Raw genomic sequence first — 22214 nt, forward strand, 5'->3', positions numbered from 1 at the left:
GAGGCACAAGCATGGGAATCTGTAACGGACGCACCGTCATCATCACCGGCGCCGGCGGCGGGCTTGGGCGCGAATACGCGCTCGCGTTCGCGGCCGAGGGCGCGGCGGTCGTCGTCAACGACATCCGGCACGAGGCCGCGCTGGCCGTGTGCGACGAGATCGCGCAACGCGGCGGCCGCGCGCTCGCGAATTCCGACGACATCACCGGGATCGACACCGCGCAGCGGATCGTCGATGCCGCGCGCGAAGCGTTCGGCGACGTTCACGTGCTGGTCAACAACGCGGGCATCTGCCGCGACAAGATGTTCACCAGCATGACCGAAACCGACTGGGACGACGTGATGCGCGTGCACCTGCGTGGTCACTTCTGCCTGTCGAGCGTGCTGGCGCGCGTGTGGCGCGACGCCGCGAAGGCCGGCAATCCGGTCGACGCGCGCATCGTCAACACGAGCTCGGGCGCCGGGCTGCAAGGCTCGATCGGCCAGTCGAACTACGGCGCGGCGAAGGCCGGCATCGCCGCGCTCACGCTGATGCAGGCGGTCGAGCTGCAGCGCTACGGCGTGCGCGTGAACGCGCTCGCGCCGGCCGCGCGCACGTCGATGACCGAAGGCGTGTTCGCCGACATGATGAAGAAGCCCGAAGACGGCGGCTTCGACTACTTCGATCCGGCCAACGTCGCGCCGCTCGTCGTGTGGCTCGGCAGCGCGCTGTCGGCCGACGTGACGGGCCAGGTGTTCGAGGTCGCGGGCGGGATGATCGCGGTCGCCGAAGGCTGGCGCACCGGCCCGAGCGTCGATCGCGGCGCGCGCTGGGCGCCGGGCGAGGTCGGCCCGGCGGTCGCGCAGCTGCTCGCCGACGCACGTCCCGCGCAGCGCGTGTACGGGAGCTGAGCCATGGATCTGGCGCTCACCGACGAACAGGCGATGATTCGCGACGCGGCGGCGGACGTGCTGGCCGAACGCAGCGCGTCCGCCGACGTGCGCCGCGCACTCGAACAATCGGCCGGCCGCGACGACGCACTGTGGGCCGCACTGGCGGGCGAGCTCGGCTGGAACGCCCTGTCGCTGCCGGAGGCGGCGGGCGGCATGGGGCTCGGCGCGCTCGAGCAGACGCTGCTGATGGAGCAGCTCGGCCGGCGCGTCGCGTGCGTGCCGTATTTTTCGACCGCATGCCTGGCCGCGACCGCGCTCGCGGGCTGCGATACGCCCGCGGCGACCGGCTGGCTCGCGAAGATCGCCGAAGGCGCATGCAGCGCGACGCTGGCATTGCCGTTCGAGCTGCCGGCCGGCGCCGGGCAGTTGCCGGTCGTCGCGGAAGAAGCGGCGGGCGGCTACGCGGTGTCCGGCACGATCGAACAGGTGATCGACGGCGCGCGCGCCGACCTGCTGCTGATCCCGGCGCGGATCGCGAACGAAGGGCAGGCGATCGGGCTGTTCGCGATCGACGTCGCGACGGCGGCCGGCCTGAGCGTCGCGCCGCTCGACACGCTCGATGCGACGCGGCCGATCGCGCGCGTCGTCCTCGACGAAACCCGCGTGAGCCGCGACGCGCTGTTCGCAGGCGGCGCCGTTGCCGCACAGGTACTCGAGCGCGCCGGATGGTTCGCGGCGCTCGCGCTGGCCGCCGAACAGCTCGGCGGCGCGCAGCAGTGCCTCGACCTGACGCTCGACTACACGGGCCAGCGCGTGCAGTTCGGGCGCACGATCGCGTCGTTCCAGGCGGTCAAGCATCGCTGCGCACAGATGATGGTGCTGATCGAATCCGCGCGCTCGGCCGTGCTCGGCGCGGCGCACGCGTGGGACGCGGAGGCCGGGCCGGTGCCGGGCGCCGCGCTGCGTGCCGACGTCGCGGCCGCGAAGGCCGCCGCGAACGACGCGTATGCGTTCTGCGCGCAGGAGGCGATCCAGCTGCACGGCGGCGTCGGCTTCACGTGGGAATACGACCCGCATCTCTATTTCAAGCGCGCGCAGGCGTCGGGCGCGCAGTTCGGCAGCACGCCGCAACTGCTCGAATGGATCGCACGCCATGCGGTCGACGGCGGTACGTCGCAGCGCGACGCGGTGCTCGCATCGCCGGCGGCTTCCGCGGCAACGCGTCCGTCCGCCGCGCGCACGGGGGCTCTCCAATGAACAGCGAAACGCGCGAACAGCAATTGCGGCACGAAGTGGCCGACTGGGTGCAGTCGCACCTGACCGGCGAATTCGCATGCCTGAAATACCGCGGCGGCCCCGGCGACGAGGAAGCGTTTCCCGAACTGCGCAAGGCGTGGGAACGGGAACTGGCGCAGGGCGGCTGGACCGGCCTCGGCTGGCCGACCGACGCGGGCGGCCGCGGCTTCTCGGTCGCCGAGCAGGTGATCTTCCACGAGGAATACGCGCGCGCCGGCGGCCCCGGACGGATGGGCCATATCGGCGAAGGGCTGCTGGGGCCGACGCTCGTCGCGTGCGGCACCGACGACCAGCGCGTGCGCTTCCTGCCCGGCATCCTGGCCGGCACGCAGTTCTGGTGCCAAGGCTACTCGGAGCCGGGCGCCGGTTCCGACCTCGCGAACGTGCGCACGCGTGCCGAACAGGACGCGGACGGCACGTGGCGCGTTTATGGTCAGAAGGTGTGGACGTCGCTCGCGCACGATTCCGACTGGATCTTCGTGCTCGCGCGCACCGATCCGGCATCGAAAGGCAACAAGGGGCTGTCGTTCCTGCTGATGCCGCTCGACCAGCCGGGTATCGAGATTCGTCCGATCAAGCAGCTCAACGGCGGCGCCGAATTCAACGAAGTGTTCTTCGACGGCGCGCGTGCGGAAGCACACGACCTGGTCGGCGCGCCGGGCGACGGCTGGCGGATCGCGATGACGCTGCTCGGCTTCGAGCGCGGGATGTCGACGCTCGGCCAGCAGATGCAGTTCGTCCGCGAGCTCGAGTGGGTGATCGACGCCGCGCGCGAATCGGGCGCCGATCGCGACCCGGTGCTGCGCCAGCGGATCGGCCGCGCGTGGGTCGGGCTGCGGGTGATGCGCTACAACGCGCTGCGGATGCTGGCGGGCGCGGACGACGCGAACGGCGCCACCGCACCGCTGCGCCGCGAGGCACTGATCTACAAGTACTACTGGTCGAACTGGCACCGCGACCTCGGCCAGCTCGCGATGGACGCGCTAGGGCCGCGCGCGAACGTGATCGATCCGGCCGACGAAAAGCTCACCCATCTGCAGCGCGTGTTCCTGTTCTCCCGTGCGGACACGATCTACGCCGGCACCAACGAAATCCAGCTGAACATCATGGCCGAGCGCGGGCTCGGCATGCCCAGAGAACCGCGAGGAAACGCATGACCGAACCCCAGATCCAGAAAGCGCCGGCCTACGTACCGGGCCACCAGTTGCTCGCCGGCAAATCGGTGCTGATCACGGCCGCCGCCGGCGCCGGCATCGGCTTCGCGGCCGCGCGCCGCTGCGCGGAGGAAGGCTGCCGCGCGCTGTTCATTTCCGACATCCACGAGAAGCGCCTCGAACAGGCCGTGGAGACACTGCGCGCCGAAACCGGGCTGCAGCAGATCTACGGGCGCCTGTGCAACGTCGCGGTCGAGGACGACGTGCAGGCGCTCGTCGCGGATGCCCAGGACCAGCTCGACGGCGTCGACGTACTGATCAACAACGCCGGGCTCGGCGGGGCCAAGCGCATCGTCGAAATGGACGATGCCGAATGGTCGCGGGTGATCGACATTAGCCTTACCGGGACGTTCCGGATGACGCGCGCGATGCTGCCGCACATGCAGGCCCGCGGCCGCGGCGCGATCGTCAACAACGCATCGGTGCTCGGCTGGCGTGCGCAGGCGGAACAGGCGCATTACGCGGCCGCGAAAGCGGGCGTGATGGCGCTCACGCGCTGCGCGGCGCTCGAGGCGTCGCCATACGGCGTGCGCATCAACGCGGTTGCGCCGAGCATCGCGATGCACGATTTTCTGAAGAAGTCGGCCCCGGCCGACCTGCTGAATCAACTGGCGTCGCGCGAAGCCTTCGGGCGCGCCGCCGAAGTCTGGGAGGTCGCGAACGTGATGGTGTTCCTTGCAAGCGATTACGCGTCGTACATGACGGGCGAAGTACTGTCGGTCAGCAGCCAGCACGCATGATGGACACGACCCTCGACCCCGTGCGCGCGACACCCCGCGTGTTCGCACACCCCGGCGAGCTCGCCGCGGCCGTCGGCGACACGCTCGGCGCGAGCGCGTGGCTCGCGATCGACCAGATCCGCATCGACGGCTTCGCCGATGCGACGGGCGACCACCAGTGGGTGCACGTCGATCCGGTGCGCGCGAAGGACGGCCCGTTCGGCGTGTGCATCGCGCACGGCTACCTGACGCTGTCGCTCGTCAATTATTTCCTGCCACAGATCGTGCGCATCGACGGCGCGCGGCTCGGCGTCAACTACGGCTGCGACAAGATCCGCTTCCCCGCACCGGTGAAGGTCGGTGCACGCGTGCGCGGCGTCGGCGAGCTGCTGCGCGTCGAGCCGCTCGACGGCGGCGTACAGGCGTGGATCCGCGTGACCGTCGAGATCGAAGGCGAGGCCAAGCCCGGCTGCGTCGCCGACACGATCAGCCGCTACTACTACTAGTTCCAGATTCAGAGAGCCAGCTCATGGAAGACGCAGTCATCGTTTCCGTCGCACGCACGCCGATCGGCAAGGCGTTTCGCGGCATGTTCAACGACACCGAGGCGCCCGCGCTGGGCGGCCACGTCGTGCGCACGGCGCTCGAACGCGCGGGCGTCGCGCCGGCCGACGTCGACGACGTGCTGATCGGCTGCGCGGCGCAGCAGGGCACGCAGGGCTACAACATCGGCCGCCTGTCGGCCGCGGCGGCCGGGCTGCCGGCGTCGGTGCCCGGCATGGCGATCGACCGGATGTGCTCGTCGGGCCTGATGTCGATCGCGAGCGCCGCGCGCAGCATCGGCGCGGGCGATGCGCGGATCGTCGTCGCGGGCGGCGTCGAGTCGATCTCGCTCACGCAGAACAAGCACAAGAACGGCTACCGCGCGCGTTCGCAGGCCGTGCTCGACCACCAGCCGGCCGCGTACATCGCGATGATGGAAACGGCCGAGATCGTGTCGCGCCGCTACGGGATCTCGCGCGCGGCGCAGGACGAATTTGCGCTGCAGAGCCACCAGCGCACGGCCGACGCACAGGCGGCCGGTCGCTTCGACGCGGAGATCGCGCCGCTCGACGTGCGGCGCGCGCTGTTCGACAAGGAAGGCAACCCGACCGGCCACGAAGACGTGCGCGCGGCGCGCGACGAAGGCGTGCGCGCCGATACGACGGCCGAACGGCTCGCGGGGCTCAAGCCGTCGTGGAGCGGCGGCAAGGTCGTCGAGCAGGGCGAGTTCGTGACGGCCGGCAACGCGTCGCAGCTGTCGGACGGCGCGGCGGCCGTGGTCGTGATGTCGCGCGCAGAAGCAGAGCGCCGCGGGCTGACACCGCTCGGTACCTTCCGCGGCCTCGCGGTGGCCGGCTGCGAGCCGGACGAGATGGGCATCGGCCCGGTGTTCGCGATCCCGAAGCTGCTTGAGCGGTTCGGGATGACCGTGCGCGACGTCGGGCTGTGGGAGCTGAACGAGGCGTTCGCGTGCCAGGCGCTGTATTGCCGCGACACGCTCGGCATCCCCGACGAGCGGCTGAACGTCGACGGCGGCGCGATCGCGCTCGGCCATCCGTTCGGGATGTCGGGCACGCGGATGACGATGCATGCGCTGCTCGAAGGCGCACGCCGCGGCGTGCGGCATGCGGTCGTGACGATGTGCATCGGCGGCGGGATGGGTGCCGCGGCGCTGTTCGAGGTCGGCGCGTAGCAGTCGCAGCGGCAGTCGGACCGCAAACCCCGGTTCGGCCGCCATCCATTCGGGACCATTCGAGGCCGCGGCAACGATCGACGGCCCGGAGACTTGCAACGGCAGGGCGCGCGCGTCGGCGCGGGCCCGGGCCGTCGCAAAGACAGGAGACAACCGATGAAACGAACTTTGCCAGGACTCGCGATGTCGGCGCTCGTGGTAGGCGCCGCGCTGTTCGCGTTTTCGCCGCGCCCGCTGCCGGCGTTCCCGGTCACCGCGATCCATGGGGACCGCCTGCAGATCAACGGGCTGGCGAGGGCCGGCACACGCATCGTCGCGGTCGGCGAGCGCGGCGTGATCCTGCTGAGCGACGATGCGGGCCGCCGCTGGCGGCCGGCTTCGGTCACGCCCGACCAGGGCTCGACGCTCACGCAGGTGAACTTCATCACGCCGACGCTGGGGATCGCGGTCGGCCACGACGGCCGGATCGTCCGCAGCGACGATGGCGGTGTGCACTGGCGCGAGGTCCACATGGACCACGACCATTCCGATCCGCTGCTGTCGGTATGGGGCACCGCTGACGGCCCGCTGTTCGCGGCCGGCAGCTTCGGCCAGCTGCTGCGCTCGAACGACGCCGGCGTCAGCTGGCAGACGGTGAAGACGCCGGCCGGCGACCGCCACCTGAACGCGATCGTCGGCGACGGCCACGGCAACCTGCTGATCGCGGGCGAAAGCGGCACGCTGCTGCGCTCGACCGACAACGGCGTCACGTGGGACAAGCTGGCGTCGCCGTACGCGGGCTCGCTGTTCGGCGCGCTGATGCTCGCGAACGGCGACTGGGTCGCATACGGGATGCGCGGCAACGTGGTGCGCAGCACCGATCACGGCACGACCTGGACCCATGTCGACAGCCATGTGCCGGTGTCGTATTTCGGTGCGACCCAGCTTGCCGACGGTGAACTCGTGCTGGTCGGCCAGGGCGGCGCGATCGTCGCGTCGCGCGACGGCGGGCTGACCTTCGACGTGCGCAAGCTCGGCGGCGTGCAGAGCCTCGCGGCCGTGCTCGACATGGGCCACGGCTCGCTGCTGCTCGGCGGCGAAGCCGGTGTCGCGCCGCTCGCCGCGTCGCCGTCCTGATGCACGCAGCGGCGGCTGTTGCGGCCGCCCGCCTCCGTGCGTTTCGCTTCGCCAGTCCGGCATCGTCCGCATCGCCAGTACAGACACGAGAATTCCATGAACGACCTGTCACGCCCCACTGAAGCCGTTCCCGCGTCGCGCCTCGCCGCGTTCGTCGAGCGCTGCGCCGACACGATCATCCGGCAGCGCCGGCTGCTGATGCTGCTGTGCGTCGCGGTGACGCTCGCGCTCGGCTTGTCCGCGACGCGCCTGAAGCTCGATCCGGGCTTCAACAAGATGATCCCGATGCAGCACCCGTACATGCAGGTGTTCGAGCGCTACGCGGGGGCGTTCCCCGGCGCGAACACGATCCTCGTCAGCCTGCGCTGGAAGGGCGACGGCGACATCTACAACCAGACCTTCATGGACGGGCTGCGCCATGCGACCGACGACGTGTTCTTCATCCCCGGCGTGAACCGCTCGCGCGTGTTCTCGCTGTTCACGCCGAACGTCCACTACACCGAGGTGACCGAGGCCGGCTTCCGCGGCGACGTGGTCGTGCCCGGCCAGTTCTCGAGCGCGAACCCGGACGATCTCGCGAAGGTGCGCCGCAACGTCGCGCGCTCGGGGCAGATCGGCCGCCTCGTCGGCAACGACCTGAAATCGGCGCTGATCCGCGCGGAGCTGCGCGAGACCGATCCGACGACCGGCAAGCGGCTCGACTACAGCGCGGTCGCGCGCCAGCTCGAGGAGATCCGCGCGAAGTACGCGAAGCAGGGCATCGACGTGAACATCATCGGCTTCGCGAAGCTGGTCGGCGACGTCGAGAACGGCATCTCCGGCGTGATGGCGTTCTTCGCGCTTGCGTTCCTCGTGACGGCCGCGCTGCTGTTCGCCTATACGCGTTCGCTGAAGACCACCGTGCTCGCGCTCGTCGTCGCGCTGCTGCCGGTCGTCTGGCTGCTCGGTTCGCTGCCGTTGCTCGGGCTCGGCATCGACCCGATGTCGATCCTCGTGCCGTTCCTGATTTTCTCGATCGGCGTGTCGCACGCGGTGCAGATGACCAACGCGTGGAAGCAGGCGCTGGTGCGCGGCGCGTCGTCGGTCGATGCCGCGCGCGATGCGTTCCGCAAGCTGTTCGTGCCGGGCACCGTCGCGCTGCTGACCAACGCGCTCGGCTTCATGGTGATCATGCGGATCAAGATCGACATCGTGCGCGAGCTCGGCATCACCGCGTGCCTCGGCGTGCTGCTGATGATCGTGACGAACAAGGTGTTCCTGCCGATCCTGCTGTCGTACACGCGCCTCGAGCGCGGCACGCTGGCGCGCGCACGGCGCACGGCGGCGGCAGGCGGCAGCCGGATGTGGTCGCGCTTCGCGGTGTTCGCGCGGCCGGCGCCGGCGCTCGGCGTGTTCGCGGTGGCACTCGCGCTGCTCGCGTTCGGCACGCTCGAATCGCGCAAGCTGGAAATCGGCGACATCGGCACGGGCGCGCCGGAGCTGCGCGCGAACTCGCGCTACAACATCGACAACGCGGCGATCACGCACCAGTACAACATCGGCGTCGACGTGCTGTCGGTGATCGTCGAGACGACCGGCTTCGACGACGCGTGCCTGCATTACCCGGTGATGAGCGCGATCGAGAAGTTCGAGATGAACATGCGCGGCGTGGCCGGCGTGCAGTCGGTGACGAGCGTGTCGTCGCAGGGCAAGGTGTTCATCGCCGCCTTCAACGAAGGCAACCCGCGCTGGGCCGCGCTGCCGCGCTCCAGCGACGGGCTCACGCAGGGTTCCAACGCGTTCGACCCCGACAACGGGATGAACACCGCGAATTGCAAGGCGATCCAGGTGCTGATCTACACGAAGAACCACGAAGGCACGACCATCGCGCACATCGTCGACGAGATCAAGCGCTTCGCGGCCGAGAACCCGACGCCGAACGTCGCGTTCCGGCTCGCGGGCGGCAACGTCGGCGTGATGGCCGCGACCAACGAGGCCGTCGGCGACGCGGAGATCGCGATGCTGCTGTCGATCTTCGGCGCGATCGCGCTGCTCTGCGCGGTGACGTTCCGCTCATGGCGCGCGGTGCTGTGCATCATCGTGCCGCTCACGCTGGTGTCGATCCTGTGCAACGCGGTGATGGCGCGGCTCGGCATCGGGCTGAAGGTCGCGACGCTGCCGGTGATCACGCTCGGCGTCGGGGTCGGCGTCGACTATGGGATCTACCTGTACGAACGCCTGCAGCACGATATCCGTCACGGCGCGACGCTGCCGGACGCGTTCGCGGACGCGATGCGCCAGCGCGGCACCGCGGCACTGTTCACGGCCGTCACGATGTTCATCGGCGTCGGCACGTGGGCGTTCTCCGCGCTGAAGTTCCAGGTCGACATGGGCGTGCTGCTCGCGTTCATGTTCCTCGTGAACCTGTTCGGCGCGGTGTTCCTGTTGCCCGCGCTGGCCGCATGGCTCGGCGTCGAGCGTGCCGAGCGGCGCGAGTCGCGCGAGCCGCAGCCGTCCGCGCCGCAGGCCGCGCCGACGCTCAAGCCGACGCGCGCGCTCGAACCCGGTAATCCGGTGCGCTGAACGACGCAACCCCCGAACCCCCATTACCCCGGTGCGCGGCGGGCCGCCGCGCGTCCCCCAAAGAGGAGTCAACCCACATGTCCGCACGCCCTTACAAGATCGAAGCCCAGCCGCTCGCGCAGCGCTATGCGCGCGGCTGGCACTGCCTCGGGCTCGCCCGCGACTACCAGGACGGCAAGCCGCACACGCTGAACATCTTCGGCCGCAAGCTCGCCGCGTTCGCCGATTCGACCGGCAGGATCAACGTCGTCGACGCGTACTGCCCGCACATGGGCGCCGACCTGAGCCTCGGCACGGTCGAAGGCGACAACCTGGTATGCCCGTTCCACGGCTGGGCGTGGAACGGTGAAGGGCAGTGCGCGTCGATCCCGTACTGCAAGCGGATTCCGCCGAAGGCGCGGATCGGCGCATGGCCGACCTGCGAGGAGAACAACCTGCTGTTCGTGTGGAACGACCCGGAAGGCAATGCGCCGCCGCCGGAAGTCGCGATTCCGCGCCTCGACGTGTGCTTCTCGGACGAATGGTCGGACTGGGTCGTCGACAAGATGGTGATCCAGGCCAACTGCCGCGAACTGGTCGACAACATCTCGGATGTCGCGCACTTCGCGACCGTACACCACGCGCCGATCGACTATTTCGCGAACCTGTTCGAGGACCACAAGGCGACGCAGCTGATGGTCGGCCGTAGCGAGAAGCTCGGCGGCGACAGCCTGACCGCGCTGTCGACGTATTTCGGGCCGGCCGTGCACATCACGCAGATGACGGGCCAGAGCAACGGGCAGCCGATCCATTCGGTGCTGCTGAACTGCCACGTGCCGATCGACATGAACAGCTTCGAGCTGCGCTATGGCGTGATCGTGAAGAAGGTGGCAGGACTCAGCGACGAGCAGAACCTGGAGATCGCGAACGCGTACGTGAAGGAGGCGCAGCGCGCGTTCTACGAGGATGTCGACATCTGGCACAGCAAGACCCGGATCGACAACCCGCTGCTGTGCGAGGGCGACGGGCCGCTGTACCAGATGCGCGACTGGTATTCGCAGTTCTACCTGGACGCGGCCGACGTGCGGCCGTCGAGCATCGCGCGCAAGGCGTTCGAGATGAAGATCCGCGACGGCGAGACGCCGCCGGCGCTGCATCACGTGTTCGAGCCGCAATAACGGCGGCGGGGCAAAAAAAGGGGGCGCAACGTTACGCCCCCTGATTGCCGCTAACGCCCGCCAGGCAAGGCGTCGCGCGATACCATGCGCGACCGTCGCACCGAAAGGACTTGACGAGTCGGCCGGGACAGCGTAGTGTCCTAGACCGAAGTCTTCAAGAAGCTCGATTGCTCATCATTGGCCGCACGGTGTGCGGCAGTCGTTGGTCTCTCCCTCTTTGATTCTTTCTGTGCCCGTCATGGGCGCAAGTTCATTCATTCGTATTAAGGAAGTATTTGTGGATACCGGTACCGTCAAGTGGTTCAACGAAACCAAGGGCTTTGGTTTCATCTCCCCGGACAACGGCGGCGACGATCTGTTCGCCCATTTCTCTGAAATCCGTGGCACGGGTTTCAAGACCCTGGCCGAAGGCCAGAAGGTCAGCTACGAAGTGAAGCGTGGCCCGAAGGGTCTGCAAGCGTCGAACATCACGCCGCAGTAAGCCGCATCGGCATCGGTCGCCAATCGGCGGCCGATGCCGGACGGATGTCGCGCGGGCACAGGCCCTGGCCTGTGTCCTGCGCGATTCGACGCACACGACCGATGCATCGCGGTATTCACGATGCATCGGTCGTGTGCTTCCCTCATCCATCGCAGGTCTGTACGACGTGCGATTCAACGCCCTCGCGACGCGCTCGCCGCATCGCCAGCGGCTCGTGCTGCAACCCGAGTAGACCGTCGCCATGCCATACGCGGCGCGGTCCCGATCTATGCGCGGTGCTCATCGCGCCGCCGCCACTGACCGCCCGAACGCCGCAACGCGCCGGGCTCCGATTGCAAGACAGGCCTGTCGCCCGTCTGAACGAATTGATACCCGGCATCCTGCCGGCCGCCGACCCCGTTGCGGGACACGGCGCCGGTGAGTTCGCCGCGGCCGCGGTCATTCACCTTGTCTGGAGGAATTGGTTTGGCAAAAGAAGAACTGCTGGAACTGGACGGAATCGTCGACGAAGTGCTGCCGGACAGCAAATATCGTGTCACGCTGGAAAACGGCGTCGTGGTCGGCGCGTATGCGTCGGGCCGCATGCGCAAGAACCACATCCGCATTCTCGCGGGTGACCGTGTGACGCTGGAACTGTCGGTGTACGACCTGACGAAGGGTCGCATCAACTTCCGTCACAAGGACGCGAACTCGCCGCGTCCGCCGCGCAGCGGGCAACCGCGCCGTTAAGCGGCAACGATCGGGCGCGCAACGCTGCTCCGATCGACACCCGCCCGGCCATGCGGCCGGGCACACCGGCTGGACGGCGCGGTTCGCGTCGTTCGCCGGTCGCCACCGGCCTCACGCACCGTGGCGACCCCGGAGCGTTATTCCCCCCAAGTTTGCTACGGTGGTGTCCCCCGGTACCCGTGCACTTGACCGGGCAGGTCCAGCTAGCCGCGAGAAGGCCGAACGACCCGCCTCGCAAACCATACCCAGTCAAATCAGCCTCTTCCCGATCGGCCTTTCCATCGTTCTGGCTTACCGAACCGACGTTCGCGAGCCACCGCTGAAGACTGCCGACCCAGAGAGCGCTCTCTACCCGTTCCAGTTGTACTCGTCCACGTGTCGCACCGCGCGTTTCAATTTCGAAACGAGCCGACGCGTCAGAACAGCGGCGGGCTCGATCGGCTCGTGACGGTGACGCCATCGCACGGTCGCTGGGCACGCGTGGTAGCGGCAATCAACGTAGGTCGCTGCATGAGAGAGGCAGGCCTGTATCAATGCTGAAACACATTGATTCGCCCAACGTGGCCATCTCTGTATTTCCGGTACCAAGCCGCCATGCGCACCCAACCCGCATTGGTGGCACGCCGCTTGCAATGGGGAATGTGCCTGCAGGCGCGTGATTTCATGGAAACCGCCGTGGGTGACCGTAACGTGGCGCGCGGAGTCTTCGGGGAAAGGTCCCGTCGCCTGATCTACGGTTCGATCATGCGTTTCTCCGTCGTGACAACACACATTCGCGTTCGCCTTTCCTTGCTGACTGACCAGGGCGTGAACGAACTGCAATTCGGGGAACGTTGCAAGAACAACCGGTCGGCGTCGGGGACCCGGAGACATGACATTCACGTTCACGCTGATCGATCTCGCTGGCTCGATTGCGCTGGTGCTGCTCGGGACGCAGATGCTTCAGACCGGCATGCAGCGCGCATTCGGCGCTGGCCTGCGATCGCTGCTGGAACGGGTACTTTACGGACGACTTCCTGCCTTCTTCGGCGGCATGGGCGTCACAGCGGTGCTGCAGAGTAGTGCGACGACCGCGGTCATGACGAGCGAACTCACCGCGCAGGGGCGCGTCGGCCTTGTCCCAGCGTTGGCAGTCATGCTCGGCGCGAACGTGGGTACGACGTTGATCGTGCAGGTGCTTTCGTTCGAAGTCGATACCGTGTCGCCCGCCCTGATACTCGTTGGCATGCTGATGTTCCGCAAGGTATCGAACACATGCGCACATGAGTTGGGGCGCATGCTCATTGGTCTGGGCTTGCTGCTGCTCGCACTGCACCATCTGCAGGAGTTGATGACGGACTACGAGGACGCACCGAGTCTTCGGATGTTGCTGAGCGACGTATCCACGGTACCGCTGATCGACGTCTTGCTGGCGGCTGGCCTGACCTGGGCCGCCGATTCGAACGTCGCGATCGTTCTCCTGATCATGTCGCTCTGCGCGCAAAACGTCGTTCCCCCCGATACAGCTTTCGCACTGGTGCTCGGTGCGAACCTGGGCGCGGCCATCCGCCCGGTGCTGGAGGGAACGGCAACACACGATCCGGCCTCCAGGCGCATGCCGGTTGGCACGCTGCTCATCCTGTCGGTAGGCGTGGTGATTGCACTTGCAGCACTGACGCCGATCGGCCGCGTCATGGTCAGGATCGAACCGGACAATGGGCGGGTGGTGGCCGATTTTCATACACTGTTCAACCTGTCGCTGGCCGGCCTGTTCCTGCCGCTGCTGATCCCGTACGCAGACCTGTTGACCCGGCTGCTTCCTTCGCTCGTGAAAGTCTCGGACGCGTCCCGATCGCAGTACATTGACCCGCTCGCGGAACAGGTACCCGAGATCATTGCCGGCATGGCGGCCCATGACGTGCTTCCCGGCGCCGACAGTCGATACGGGATACGCTCACAAGCCCGTGCCGCAGCGTTGGTCAAGGCAGTCCGTACCTGCGACGACGTTCTGGACAACGTCAGGATTGCGCCCCGGACATCCCTGGCACGGCCCGATGCCGGACAACTTGCCGGCTACGATGGACCGCGCCGACCTGAAGGCATTGAGCGGCTCCAGGAGGACGCGCGACATCGCATCGAAATCAGGGAGTGCGCCAGCCATACGCTCGAGCACCTTGGTGCCGATGGCAATGTGCAGACGTACTACCCGGCGAAGTCGCTGTGGCTTACGCTGCAGGACATCCAGGTCGTCAGGCGACTGGAGCCAGCCGGCGGGGCAACGCATTCGACGCTTTCGACCTATGTCCAGGGGACGGCGAGCCTGGACGACTGCTGTTTGTCGATCATTGGCGAAGGGCAGAACCACACGCGCACGGTACACATCACCTTCGCGGCTCGCGAGATCGGCGCGACTGAACGGCGAGGCCTTCGCGAATTGCAGGACGAACTCGGCATCGCCCATTCAGACGATCCGCTTGGCACGGCAAGACTCGGCTACAACGAGTCCGATGCCGAGATGCAGGAACCGGCTCAGTGGTGGGCATGGTGTGACGTGCCGGCGAGCAGCATGCAGGCACTTGCCGACGGCGTTGAGGCGGGACGGGTTACCGCTGTCAAGGCCGGGCTGTGCCTGCGGGACGTCTACACGCCGATCCCGTCTGGTGCTGCGCCAACTGATGGATTCCGCGTGTTCCTGAGGCCTGGCGAGGATGGCAACACATTGGAGACTCCGGCCACTGCCAGCGGATATGTCGTTTATCTCGCCATCGATCTCCCGAAATTCAGCCTGCCGGGAGATGGCCAGTCAGCGCAGGTGCCGCAGCGCGCGGACGACAGGAATCCAGTCGTGGCGCTGACGGAAAGGCTCGACAACGTGTTTGCCGGCCTGAAGTGGCTCGCTGCGCTGGTCGCGATCCTGGTTATCGTGCTTTTGATCAAGGGGCGGTGACAACGCGAGGGCCTGGCCTGCAGATCGCAACCCGATCAATTGAGCGAACGACTCCAGGGCACTGCATTGTTGGCAAACGTTCATTCGCGGCGTGCGTACCGCTCGATTCACATCGCCAACGCCAACGAGGCGCCACTCGCTGAAGTCCGCGCGACTGACGCCCGCTGCCGGTGACCTGCCGACGCCGAGCGGCTTGACTGGATGACGCGTGTCGGAGGATCCGATCTTCAGCTCGTTTCGAACGTCCGCATCAATCGACGCGACTGGTAACGTTTTCGAGCTAGGGCATCTACCTACGGAGTGGTGAACCCGATTCAATACTGGCACGATAGAATCGTTGCTCCAATTAAGCATTGTGTTCGCGCGGAAGATAGTCTGGATGCCAGACGGGTCCTTGTCTTCGAGTTTTCCAGGCAGGCAAATTCATGGCAGGCGCCGAACCATACAAGGGAGCGCACGAATGATCGGTTTCACGCCGGAGCAACTGGTTGCGTTGAGCAAAGCCAACACAGCCGCCATGCTTGCACTCACGAGTCAGGCATTCGAAGGCTGCGAGCAAGTGATTCAACTCAACCTGCAGGTGGCCCGGCAGGCGCTTGACGATAGCAGGTCGTATTTGACGGAAGCACTGTCGTGGAAGTCCCCGGAACAAGCGATCGCGCAACAGACGAAGCACCTCCAGTCGCGTGCCGAGCGAGCATTGACGTATGGTGGTCAACTTGCCGCCATTGCATCGGGCATCCACGCCGAATGGCTGAAGATCGTCGGATCGCAGTACGAATATCACGCCCGCAGCATGCCGCGTTTCTAGACGTCTTGCGAGGCATCCACCGGCCCGCAAGAAGGCTGCGACGAGCATGCTGACGGTGTCTTAGGCTGCGGTCGAGCACGCGTGTCAACGATTCGAGATCGCCATGCGTCGGCGCATGCATCCATAACCCGATTGTTTCGATGCGAGGACCCTACGCTCACGATGCTGAGTCCACACGAAATTACGACGCTGATGATGGCGTGGTCTGCCCCCGACCAGCTTGGTTCTGACCGGGCGGAGCTATTCACGTTATTGGAGCGTCGACTGGTCGCCTTCGATCCGTTGTCGACAGACTATGGACCGATCCAGGTAACGGCCGAGGGGCATGCTGTCCTGAAAGCGGTCTCGCGCGTACGCTAACCCGAGCGGGTAGTTCGGCAAGGCCTGAGCCAGCGATGCAAGCAGGCGGGGCAGCGTGATGATCGATCGCCATCCGTCGACTCGAAGAGCGTCGACCGTCGCCTGTCATGAAGATGCAGCGCCGGCTGTGGAGGTCCGCGAGCAGCCCGCCGGTCAGCCGCAGCACCGCAGGAGCGCATCGAGTCGCCGCGCCGCGTCACTGCAGCGGAATCACGCAATGCTCGATCGCCTGGATCAGTTCGGTCTGCCGGGTCACGCCCATCTTCGAGAACACCGCGCGCAAATGCGAGCGGGCGGTGTTGTGGCGAATGGCCATCGTGTCCGCGGCGTCCTGCAGCGACAGCCCTTGCGTCAGGTGCAGCACCAGCGACGCCTCGCTGCGGGTCAGGTTGAACATCGCCTGCAGCGTCTCGCCTGAGATCTGCGGCCGGCAGTCGGGATCGCGCACCAGCACGACGGCGGCCGCGCGACGCTTGCGGCCCGATTGCTCGTCGATCGGCAGCGGCCGCACCAGCAGGCCCAGCCGTGCGCGTCCGGCGCGGCGCGTCAGCGTCATCCCGCGCGTGGCGCCGGGCTGCCGCGCCAGCGCGTCGCGGATCAGCGCGTGCAGCATGCGCTGGTTCGTGGCGCCGTCGCAGGCCAGCCTGCCGTCGACGATGAACAGCCCGTCGCGTTCGGCGAGGACCTGCGCCGCGTCGTCGTTGGTCTTCATCACGCGTGCCTGCTCGTCGAGCAGGATCGCGCCGATCCGCAACTGGCTGACCGTCTCCGCATACAGGTGGCGCTCGTTCGCCGTCACTTCGAGGCTCGCGCGCAGGCTCGCCGCGCGCTTCAGGTGCGGCAGCAGGAACCGGCACAGCCGCTTGTCGTTCGCGTCGAACGGCGGTGCGCCGTGCGGCCGGCAGATGCGCAACCGGCACTCGTTGTCGGCGTCCACGTGGATATCCGCGCCCATCACGTGCAGCACGTCGTACATACGGTCGAAGTTCCGGTATTTCTCGCTGTCGAGCCAGCCGCGTTCGCCGAGCATTTCGTGCACGGTCGTCACCGTGTCGCGCGGCAGGTTGACGAACGCGTCGAGCGTGTGGAAACGCTGCAGGTACGCGCCGGTGCCGACCGACGTATCGACGAGGCTCGACGTGACGATGAACCCCTTCATCGCATCGGCGGGCGGCCGCAGCACGAGCGTCGCGTAGTTGGCCGCGAGCCGGACCCGGAGTGCGTCGAGCAGCCCGTGCCAGGGTACGGCGGACGTCACGCCTTCGTAGACCAGGCCGATCAGGTCGCTCAGTTCGTCGGGCGTCGCCGCGGCGAGGTCGGAGCCGGCGTGCTCGGGCGGGGGGGCGGTCGTGGGCACTGCGGTGTCTCCTGTCCTGTCGTTGCGTCGTCGCCACCTTCGAGGGCGCCGGGCGATATCGCGAGATTGCCGTACGCGAGCGGGAACGGGAATGCGGGCGTGCCACTAGCTTCGCCGAACGACCGGTTTGGCCGGGTTGTCTCGCGTGTCGCGGGCTTCGGCCGCCGCCGCGCGATCGGCGTGGCGCGGCGCCATTTCTAGTCCAAACCGGGGTTGTTTACCCCCGTTCCGTGCAAGAACTCGCGCCCGTTTCGCGCGCGGGCGGCGATCTCGTCCATCCGGAGTATGTCCGGCCCCGACCCGGTTCCGACAATGGGTCCGCACACGACTCGATCACGGAGGGGACACATGGAACTGCAACACGCCGCCCAGGCGGCGGGCGACCGGTATGCGCGCGGCTGGCATTGCCTCGGGCTCGCAGCCGACTATCGGGACGGCAAGCCGCACCGGCTCGACATCTTCGGCACCCAGCTCGTCGCCTTCGCCGGCGACGACGGCGCCATCCGGATCCTCGACGCGTGGTGCCCGCACATGGGCGCCGACCTGTCGAAAGGCGAGGTGCGCGGCAACGCGCTCGTCTGTCCGTTCCATCACTGGCGCTGGGGCGGCGACGGCGCCTGCGAGCAGGTCCCGTATGCGACCCGCGTGCCGCACAAGGCGCGGATCCGGTCGTGGCACGCATGCGAGCAGAACGCGCTGCTGTTCGTCTGGCATGACCACGAAGGCGGCGAGCCGCCGGCGCGCGTCGCGATTCCGCGCATCGATGCGTGCTTCTCCGGCGAGTGGACCGCGTGGGCGGTCCGCAAGATGACGATCCGGACGAACTGCCGGGAGCTCGTCGACAACCTCGCGGACGTCGCCCATTTCGGCCCGGTCCACGGCTCGCCGGCGAACTACTTCTGCAACACCTTCGTCGGCCACACCGGCTACCAGATGTTTCGCGGTGGCCAGAGCGAGCTGCTCGGCAACGGGCTCGTCGCGGACAGCGCGTATTTCGGCCCCGCGTATCACATCACGCGGATGACGGCCGACGTCGAAGGGCGCGCGGTCGACAGCATCCTGCTCAACTGCCACGTGCCGATCGACCAGCACAGCTTCGAGCTGCGCTACGGCGTGATGATCTGCAAGGATCCGGCGCTGTCCGACGACGCTAACCGCGCGATCGCGAACGCATATGTCGAGCAGGCGCACCGGTCGTTCTTCCAGGACGTCGAGATCTGGCACAACAAGACGCGGATCGATTTTCCCGTGCTGTGCGAAGGCGACGGCCCGATCTACCAGTTGCGCGACTGGTACCGGCAGTTTTATACGGACATCGCGAAGTTGCCCGCCGATCTCGACCGCAAGAAGGTCTTCGAATGGCAGGACGGCGCGTGGCGCACGCTGAACGACGTGCCGCCGCTCGCGGCCAGCCGCCTGCATACGATCTGACGGAGCACGACGATGTCATTCAACGACAAGGTGGTGCTCGTCACGGGCGCAGGATCCGGAATGGGGCGAGCGACTGCGTGCTTGTTCGCCGCGCGCGGCGCGACGGTGGTGGCCGCCGATCTCGACGGCGCGCGCGCCGACGAGACGCTGCATCTCGCGCAGGCCGCCGGCACGGGCCTCGCCCATGCGTGCGACGTGGCCGACAGCGACGCGGTCGGCGCGCTGTTCGACGCGATCGGCCAGCGCTACGGGCGGCTCGACGTGCTGGTCAACAACGCGGGCGCGGGGCAGGTGCCGGGCGACGGCTTCGAACTTGCCCAGCAGCGCATCGCGCAGCGCGCGCAGCAGCTGGCGAACGGCGCTGCGCCGACGGTGTTTTCCGACACGATCGTCGATCTCACCGACGCGGGCTGGCGTCGCATCGTCGACATCAACCTGAACGGGACGTTTTTCTGCTCGCGTGCTGCCGTGCGGCTGATGATCGCCGCGGGCGTGCGCGGCTCGATCGTCAACATCGCGAGCGTGTCGGCGCTGTCCGGCGACGGGCCGCCGGCCTATTGCGCGTCGAAGGCCGCGATCCTCGGGCTGACGCGCTGTCTCGCGCGCGATCTCGGCCCGCGCGGCATTCGCGTGAACGCGATCTGCCCGGGCCCGACCCGTACGCCGATGATGCAGTCGATTCCCGACGCGTGGGCGCGCGAACTTGAACGCGCGATTCCGCTCGGCAGCATGGCCGAACCGGACGACATCGCACGCTCGGTCCTTTACCTCGCGTCCGACGACGCCCGGCAGATGACCGGGCAGACGCTGTCGGTCAGCGGCGGTATGCACATGATCTAGGAGACCACCATGACAGGACGTTTGCAGCACAAGACCGCGCTGATCAGCGGCGCGGGCACCGGGATCGGCGCGGCGACAGCGCAGCGCTTTGCGGCGCAAGGCGCGCGCGTGATGCTGTGCGGCCGGCGCCGCGAGCCGCTCGAGCAGGTGGCGCGCGAGATCGTCGCGGCGGGCGGCGAGGCCGGATGGATCCAGGCCGACGTGACCGACGAAGCGTCGGTCGGCCGCGCGGTCGACGCGACGCTCGAGCGCTTCGGCCGCCTCGACGTGATGGTCAACAACGCGGTGAACTACACGTGGGGCCTCATCGACCAGGTAAGCACGGAAGACTGGCACCGCTGCCTGCGCGGCACGCTGGACGTCGCGTTCTTCGGCACGCGCGCGGCGATGCGCGCGATGAAGCGGCAGGGCGGCGGCGCGATCGTCAACCTCGGCTCGGTCGTGGGGCTGCTCGGCAGCCCCGGGTTGTCCGCGTATGGCGCGGCGAAAGCGGGCGTGCTCAATTTCAGCCGCGCGGTCGCGCTTGAGGGCGCGGCCGACGGCATCCGCGTGAACGTGGTCATCCCCGGCGTGGTGTGGAGCGAGGGCACGCGCGAGGCGCTGCAGGACGACGCGACGCGCGAAGGCACCGCGCGCGCGGTGCCGCTGCGGCGCATCGGCGAGCCGCGCGAGGTCGCCGACGCGATCCTGTTTCTCGCGTCCGACGAAGCGTCGTACATCACCGGGCAAAGCCTCGTTGTCGACGGCGGCAAGACCTGCCGCCTCGATGTCGGCGCCACCGACTACGTGTCGGACACGTCCGCCGAACGGCGCGCGCGACCCGAACCGCAAGCCGATCCTGCCGGAGCGCACACGCGATGAACGATACGACCCTGCTCGCGCGGATCGACCGGCTCGAATCGATCGAGGCGATCCGGATGCTGCCCGCGCAATATGCGCTCGCGCTCGACATGCGCGATCTCGACGCGTGGACGAACCTCTTTCCCGAGGACGTTGTGGTCAGCAAGGAACAGGTCGGCCGCGCGCACCTGAAACGCTGGATCGACGATACCCTGCGCCACCAGTTCACCGTCACGTCGCATCACATCGGCGGCCACATCATCGAGTTCTCGGATGCTGACCACGCGAGCGGCGTCGTCTATTCGAAGAACGAGCACGAGACGGGCCCCGAGTGGGTCGCGATGCAGATGCTCTACTGGGATGACTACGAGCGGATCGGCGGGCGCTGGTATTTTCGGCGGCGCTACCCGTGCTACCTGTACGCGTCGGACCTGAACCGGCCGCCGATCGGTGAACGCAAGATGCGCTGGCCGGGCCGCGAGCCGTACGACGGTTCATGGCATGCGCTGTGGCCGTCGTGGCAGGCGTTCTGGAACGACAAGCCCGACGGGCTGCCCGACGTCGCGGCGCCGGCGCCGCTCGGTGCGTTTCTCGCGACGATGCGGCGCGGTTCGGCGTTCCCGAAGATTCGCACGCGCTGACCGGCACGGAGGCCCGACCATGACCACACCGCTTTTCGAGCCCGCGCGGATCGGTGCGCTTGCGATGCCGAACCGCATCGTGATGGCGCCGATGACGCGCAGCCGCGCGGACCAGCACGACGCGCCCGGCGACCTGCATGTCGCGTACTACGCGCAGCGTGCGGGCGCCGGGTTGATCGTCGCGGAAGGCACGTACCCGCACGCTGACGGCAAGGGCTACTGCCGCACGCCCGGCATCGCGACGCAACACCAGATCGACGCGTGGCGGCGCGTGACCGACGCCGTGCACCGCGCGCACGGCCGCATCATGCTGCAACTGATGCACGTCGGGCGCGTCGCATCGCGCTTCAACAAGGCGCCGGATGCCGACACCGTCGCGCCGTCCGCGCTTCGTGCGCACGGCACGATCCATGCGGACGGGCACGGCCCGGTGCCGATGGAGGTACCGCGCGCGCTTGGCCGCGCGGAGATCCCCGCCGTGATCGACGGCTTCCGGCAGGCGGCCGTCAACGCGCGCGCTGCCGGCTTCGACGGCGTCGAGCTGCACGCGAGCAGCGGCTATTTGCCGATGCAGTTCCTGCTCGCCGGCTCGAACTGCCGCACCGACGACTACGGCGGCACGCCCGCGCGGCGAGCCCGCTTCACGATCGAAGCGCTCGAAGCGATGGTTGGCGCGATCGGCGCGCAGCGCGTCGGGCTGCGGATCTGTCCGGGCAATCCGTACAACGACATGCACGACGACGATCCCGCGCTGACGTACGGCACGCTGCTCGATGCGGTGGCGCCGCTCGGGCTCGCGTATCTGCACGTGAGCCGCTCGCCGGACCGGCAGCTCGATGCGTTCGCGCTCGCCCGCCATCATTTTCGCGGCGCGCTGATCGCGAACGACGGATTCGACGCGCGCAGCGCGGCCGACCTGCTCGCAGCCGGCCACGCGGACGCCGTGTCGTTCGCCAGGCATTTCATCGCGAACCCGGACCTCGTCGCGCGCTTGCGGCACGGCGCCGCGCTCGCCGCGTTCGACCGCACCACGTTGTATACGCCCGGTGCGCACGGCTTTACCGACTATCCGCCGCTCGCTGCGCTCGACGGGGGCGGTCCTTCCATGCAACGGAGTGCCCCGTGAC

19 protein-coding genes are annotated in these 22214 nt (G+C 67.8%); 18 read left to right on the plus strand and 1 reads right to left on the minus strand.

Annotation, left to right across the window (positions count from 1 at the left end):
• Positions 1-11: 11 nt before the first annotated feature.
• The 13 genes from GEM_RS20250 (at position 12) to GEM_RS20310 (ending at position 15618) form a co-directional block, all read left to right on the plus strand.
• A complete protein-coding gene (locus GEM_RS20250; protein ID WP_014899247.1) occupies positions 12-890 on the plus strand; it encodes an SDR family oxidoreductase in 879 nt (292 codons plus the stop codon).
• 3 nt (positions 891-893) lie between these two features.
• Positions 894-2129: an acyl-CoA dehydrogenase family protein gene (locus tag GEM_RS20255; protein ID WP_014899248.1), complete on the plus strand. Its 1236-nt coding sequence runs from the start codon at positions 894-896 to the stop codon at positions 2127-2129.
• Positions 2126-3325: an acyl-CoA dehydrogenase family protein gene (locus tag GEM_RS20260; protein ID WP_014899249.1), complete on the plus strand. Its 1200-nt coding sequence runs from the start codon at positions 2126-2128 to the stop codon at positions 3323-3325. The genes GEM_RS20255 and GEM_RS20260 overlap by 4 nt, the downstream gene beginning before the upstream one ends.
• Entirely contained in the window at positions 3322-4122 is an 801-nt protein-coding gene (locus tag GEM_RS20265) for an SDR family oxidoreductase (protein ID WP_014899250.1), read from the plus strand. The genes GEM_RS20260 and GEM_RS20265 overlap by 4 nt, the downstream gene beginning before the upstream one ends.
• The gene (locus GEM_RS20270) at positions 4122-4607 is read left to right on the plus strand and encodes a MaoC family dehydratase (protein WP_041490767.1); all 486 of its coding nucleotides are present in this window, start codon (positions 4122-4124) and stop codon (positions 4605-4607) included. The genes GEM_RS20265 and GEM_RS20270 overlap by 1 nt, the downstream gene beginning before the upstream one ends.
• Positions 4608-4630: 23 nt before the next feature.
• The gene (locus GEM_RS20275; RefSeq protein ID WP_014899252.1) at positions 4631-5836 is read left to right on the plus strand and encodes an acetyl-CoA C-acyltransferase; all 1206 of its coding nucleotides are present in this window, start codon (positions 4631-4633) and stop codon (positions 5834-5836) included.
• Positions 5837-5992: 156 nt separating this feature from the next.
• Positions 5993-6952, plus strand: coding sequence for a WD40/YVTN/BNR-like repeat-containing protein (locus tag GEM_RS20280; protein WP_014899253.1), 960 nt, complete (start codon positions 5993-5995; stop codon positions 6950-6952).
• Between the two features lie 96 nt (positions 6953-7048).
• Positions 7049-9514, plus strand: coding sequence for an efflux RND transporter permease subunit (locus GEM_RS20285; RefSeq protein WP_014899254.1), 2466 nt, complete (start codon positions 7049-7051; stop codon positions 9512-9514).
• A 77-nt stretch (positions 9515-9591) separates the two neighbouring features.
• Positions 9592-10671 (plus strand): Rieske 2Fe-2S domain-containing protein, encoded by a 1080-nt coding sequence (locus GEM_RS20290; protein ID WP_014899255.1) that lies wholly within the window; start codon positions 9592-9594, stop codon positions 10669-10671.
• Between the two features lie 277 nt (positions 10672-10948).
• Entirely contained in the window at positions 10949-11152 is a 204-nt protein-coding gene (locus GEM_RS20295) for a cold-shock protein (protein WP_006751843.1), read from the plus strand.
• A gap of 465 nt (positions 11153-11617) precedes the next feature.
• Positions 11618-11881, plus strand: coding sequence for a translation initiation factor IF-1 (gene infA / locus GEM_RS20300; protein ID WP_006483034.1), 264 nt, complete (start codon positions 11618-11620; stop codon positions 11879-11881).
• A gap of 871 nt (positions 11882-12752) precedes the next feature.
• Positions 12753-14807: a Na/Pi cotransporter family protein gene (locus GEM_RS20305; RefSeq protein WP_014899257.1), complete on the plus strand. Its 2055-nt coding sequence runs from the start codon at positions 12753-12755 to the stop codon at positions 14805-14807.
• 460 nt (positions 14808-15267) lie between these two features.
• Positions 15268-15618 (plus strand): phasin family protein, encoded by a 351-nt coding sequence (locus GEM_RS20310; RefSeq protein WP_014899258.1) that lies wholly within the window; start codon positions 15268-15270, stop codon positions 15616-15618.
• Positions 15619-16174: 556 nt separating this feature from the next.
• Here GEM_RS20310 and GEM_RS20320 read toward each other — a convergent pair.
• Positions 16175-17335: a helix-turn-helix transcriptional regulator gene (locus GEM_RS20320; RefSeq protein WP_014899259.1), complete on the minus strand. Its 1161-nt coding sequence runs from the start codon at positions 17333-17335 to the stop codon at positions 16175-16177.
• A gap of 348 nt (positions 17336-17683) precedes the next feature.
• Between GEM_RS20320 and GEM_RS20325 the strand changes: the two genes are divergently transcribed.
• The 5 genes from GEM_RS20325 to GEM_RS20345 are packed head-to-tail and all read left to right on the plus strand — an operon-like array spanning position 17684 to position 22213.
• Positions 17684-18766, plus strand: a complete 1083-nt coding sequence (locus GEM_RS20325; protein WP_014899260.1) for a Rieske 2Fe-2S domain-containing protein — start codon at positions 17684-17686, stop codon at positions 18764-18766.
• 12 nt (positions 18767-18778) lie between these two features.
• A complete protein-coding gene (locus tag GEM_RS20330) occupies positions 18779-19606 on the plus strand; it encodes an SDR family NAD(P)-dependent oxidoreductase (protein ID WP_014899261.1) in 828 nt (275 codons plus the stop codon).
• Positions 19607-19615: 9 nt separating this feature from the next.
• Complete coding sequence (locus tag GEM_RS20335; protein ID WP_014899262.1) at positions 19616-20467, plus strand: SDR family NAD(P)-dependent oxidoreductase; 852 nt, start codon at positions 19616-19618, stop codon at positions 20465-20467.
• A complete protein-coding gene (locus GEM_RS20340; protein ID WP_014899263.1) occupies positions 20464-21087 on the plus strand; it encodes a nuclear transport factor 2 family protein in 624 nt (207 codons plus the stop codon). Before GEM_RS20335 ends, GEM_RS20340 begins: the two co-directional genes overlap by 4 nt.
• Before the next feature lie 19 nt (positions 21088-21106).
• Positions 21107-22213, plus strand: a complete 1107-nt coding sequence (locus GEM_RS20345; RefSeq protein WP_014899264.1) for an alkene reductase — start codon at positions 21107-21109, stop codon at positions 22211-22213.
• Position 22214 lies beyond the last annotated feature (1 nt).

Source organism: Burkholderia cepacia GG4 (assembly GCF_000292915.1).
In the GTDB taxonomy this organism is placed as follows: domain Bacteria; phylum Pseudomonadota; class Gammaproteobacteria; order Burkholderiales; family Burkholderiaceae; genus Burkholderia; species Burkholderia cepacia_D.

Coding starts and splice junctions, on each gene's coding strand:
- GEM_RS20265 (WP_014899250.1), top strand. CDS start 3,322: ATGACCGAACCCCAGATCCAGAAAGCGCCGGCCTACGTACCGGGCCAC.
- GEM_RS20325 (WP_014899260.1), top strand. CDS start 17,684: ATGGAACTGCAACACGCCGCCCAGGCGGCGGGCGACCGGTATGCGCGC.
- GEM_RS20255 (WP_014899248.1), top strand. CDS start 894: ATGGATCTGGCGCTCACCGACGAACAGGCGATGATTCGCGACGCGGCG.
- GEM_RS20270 (WP_041490767.1), top strand. CDS start 4,122: ATGGACACGACCCTCGACCCCGTGCGCGCGACACCCCGCGTGTTCGCA.
- GEM_RS20310 (WP_014899258.1), top strand. CDS start 15,268: ATGATCGGTTTCACGCCGGAGCAACTGGTTGCGTTGAGCAAAGCCAAC.
- GEM_RS20335 (WP_014899262.1), top strand. CDS start 19,616: ATGACAGGACGTTTGCAGCACAAGACCGCGCTGATCAGCGGCGCGGGC.
- GEM_RS20290 (WP_014899255.1), top strand. CDS start 9,592: ATGTCCGCACGCCCTTACAAGATCGAAGCCCAGCCGCTCGCGCAGCGC.
- GEM_RS20250 (WP_014899247.1), top strand. CDS start 12: ATGGGAATCTGTAACGGACGCACCGTCATCATCACCGGCGCCGGCGGC.
- GEM_RS20285 (WP_014899254.1), top strand. CDS start 7,049: ATGAACGACCTGTCACGCCCCACTGAAGCCGTTCCCGCGTCGCGCCTC.
- GEM_RS20280 (WP_014899253.1), top strand. CDS start 5,993: ATGAAACGAACTTTGCCAGGACTCGCGATGTCGGCGCTCGTGGTAGGC.
- GEM_RS20345 (WP_014899264.1), top strand. CDS start 21,107: ATGACCACACCGCTTTTCGAGCCCGCGCGGATCGGTGCGCTTGCGATG.
- GEM_RS20260 (WP_014899249.1), top strand. CDS start 2,126: ATGAACAGCGAAACGCGCGAACAGCAATTGCGGCACGAAGTGGCCGAC.
- GEM_RS20340 (WP_014899263.1), top strand. CDS start 20,464: ATGAACGATACGACCCTGCTCGCGCGGATCGACCGGCTCGAATCGATC.
- GEM_RS20330 (WP_014899261.1), top strand. CDS start 18,779: ATGTCATTCAACGACAAGGTGGTGCTCGTCACGGGCGCAGGATCCGGA.
- GEM_RS20275 (WP_014899252.1), top strand. CDS start 4,631: ATGGAAGACGCAGTCATCGTTTCCGTCGCACGCACGCCGATCGGCAAG.
- GEM_RS20305 (WP_014899257.1), top strand. CDS start 12,753: ATGACATTCACGTTCACGCTGATCGATCTCGCTGGCTCGATTGCGCTG.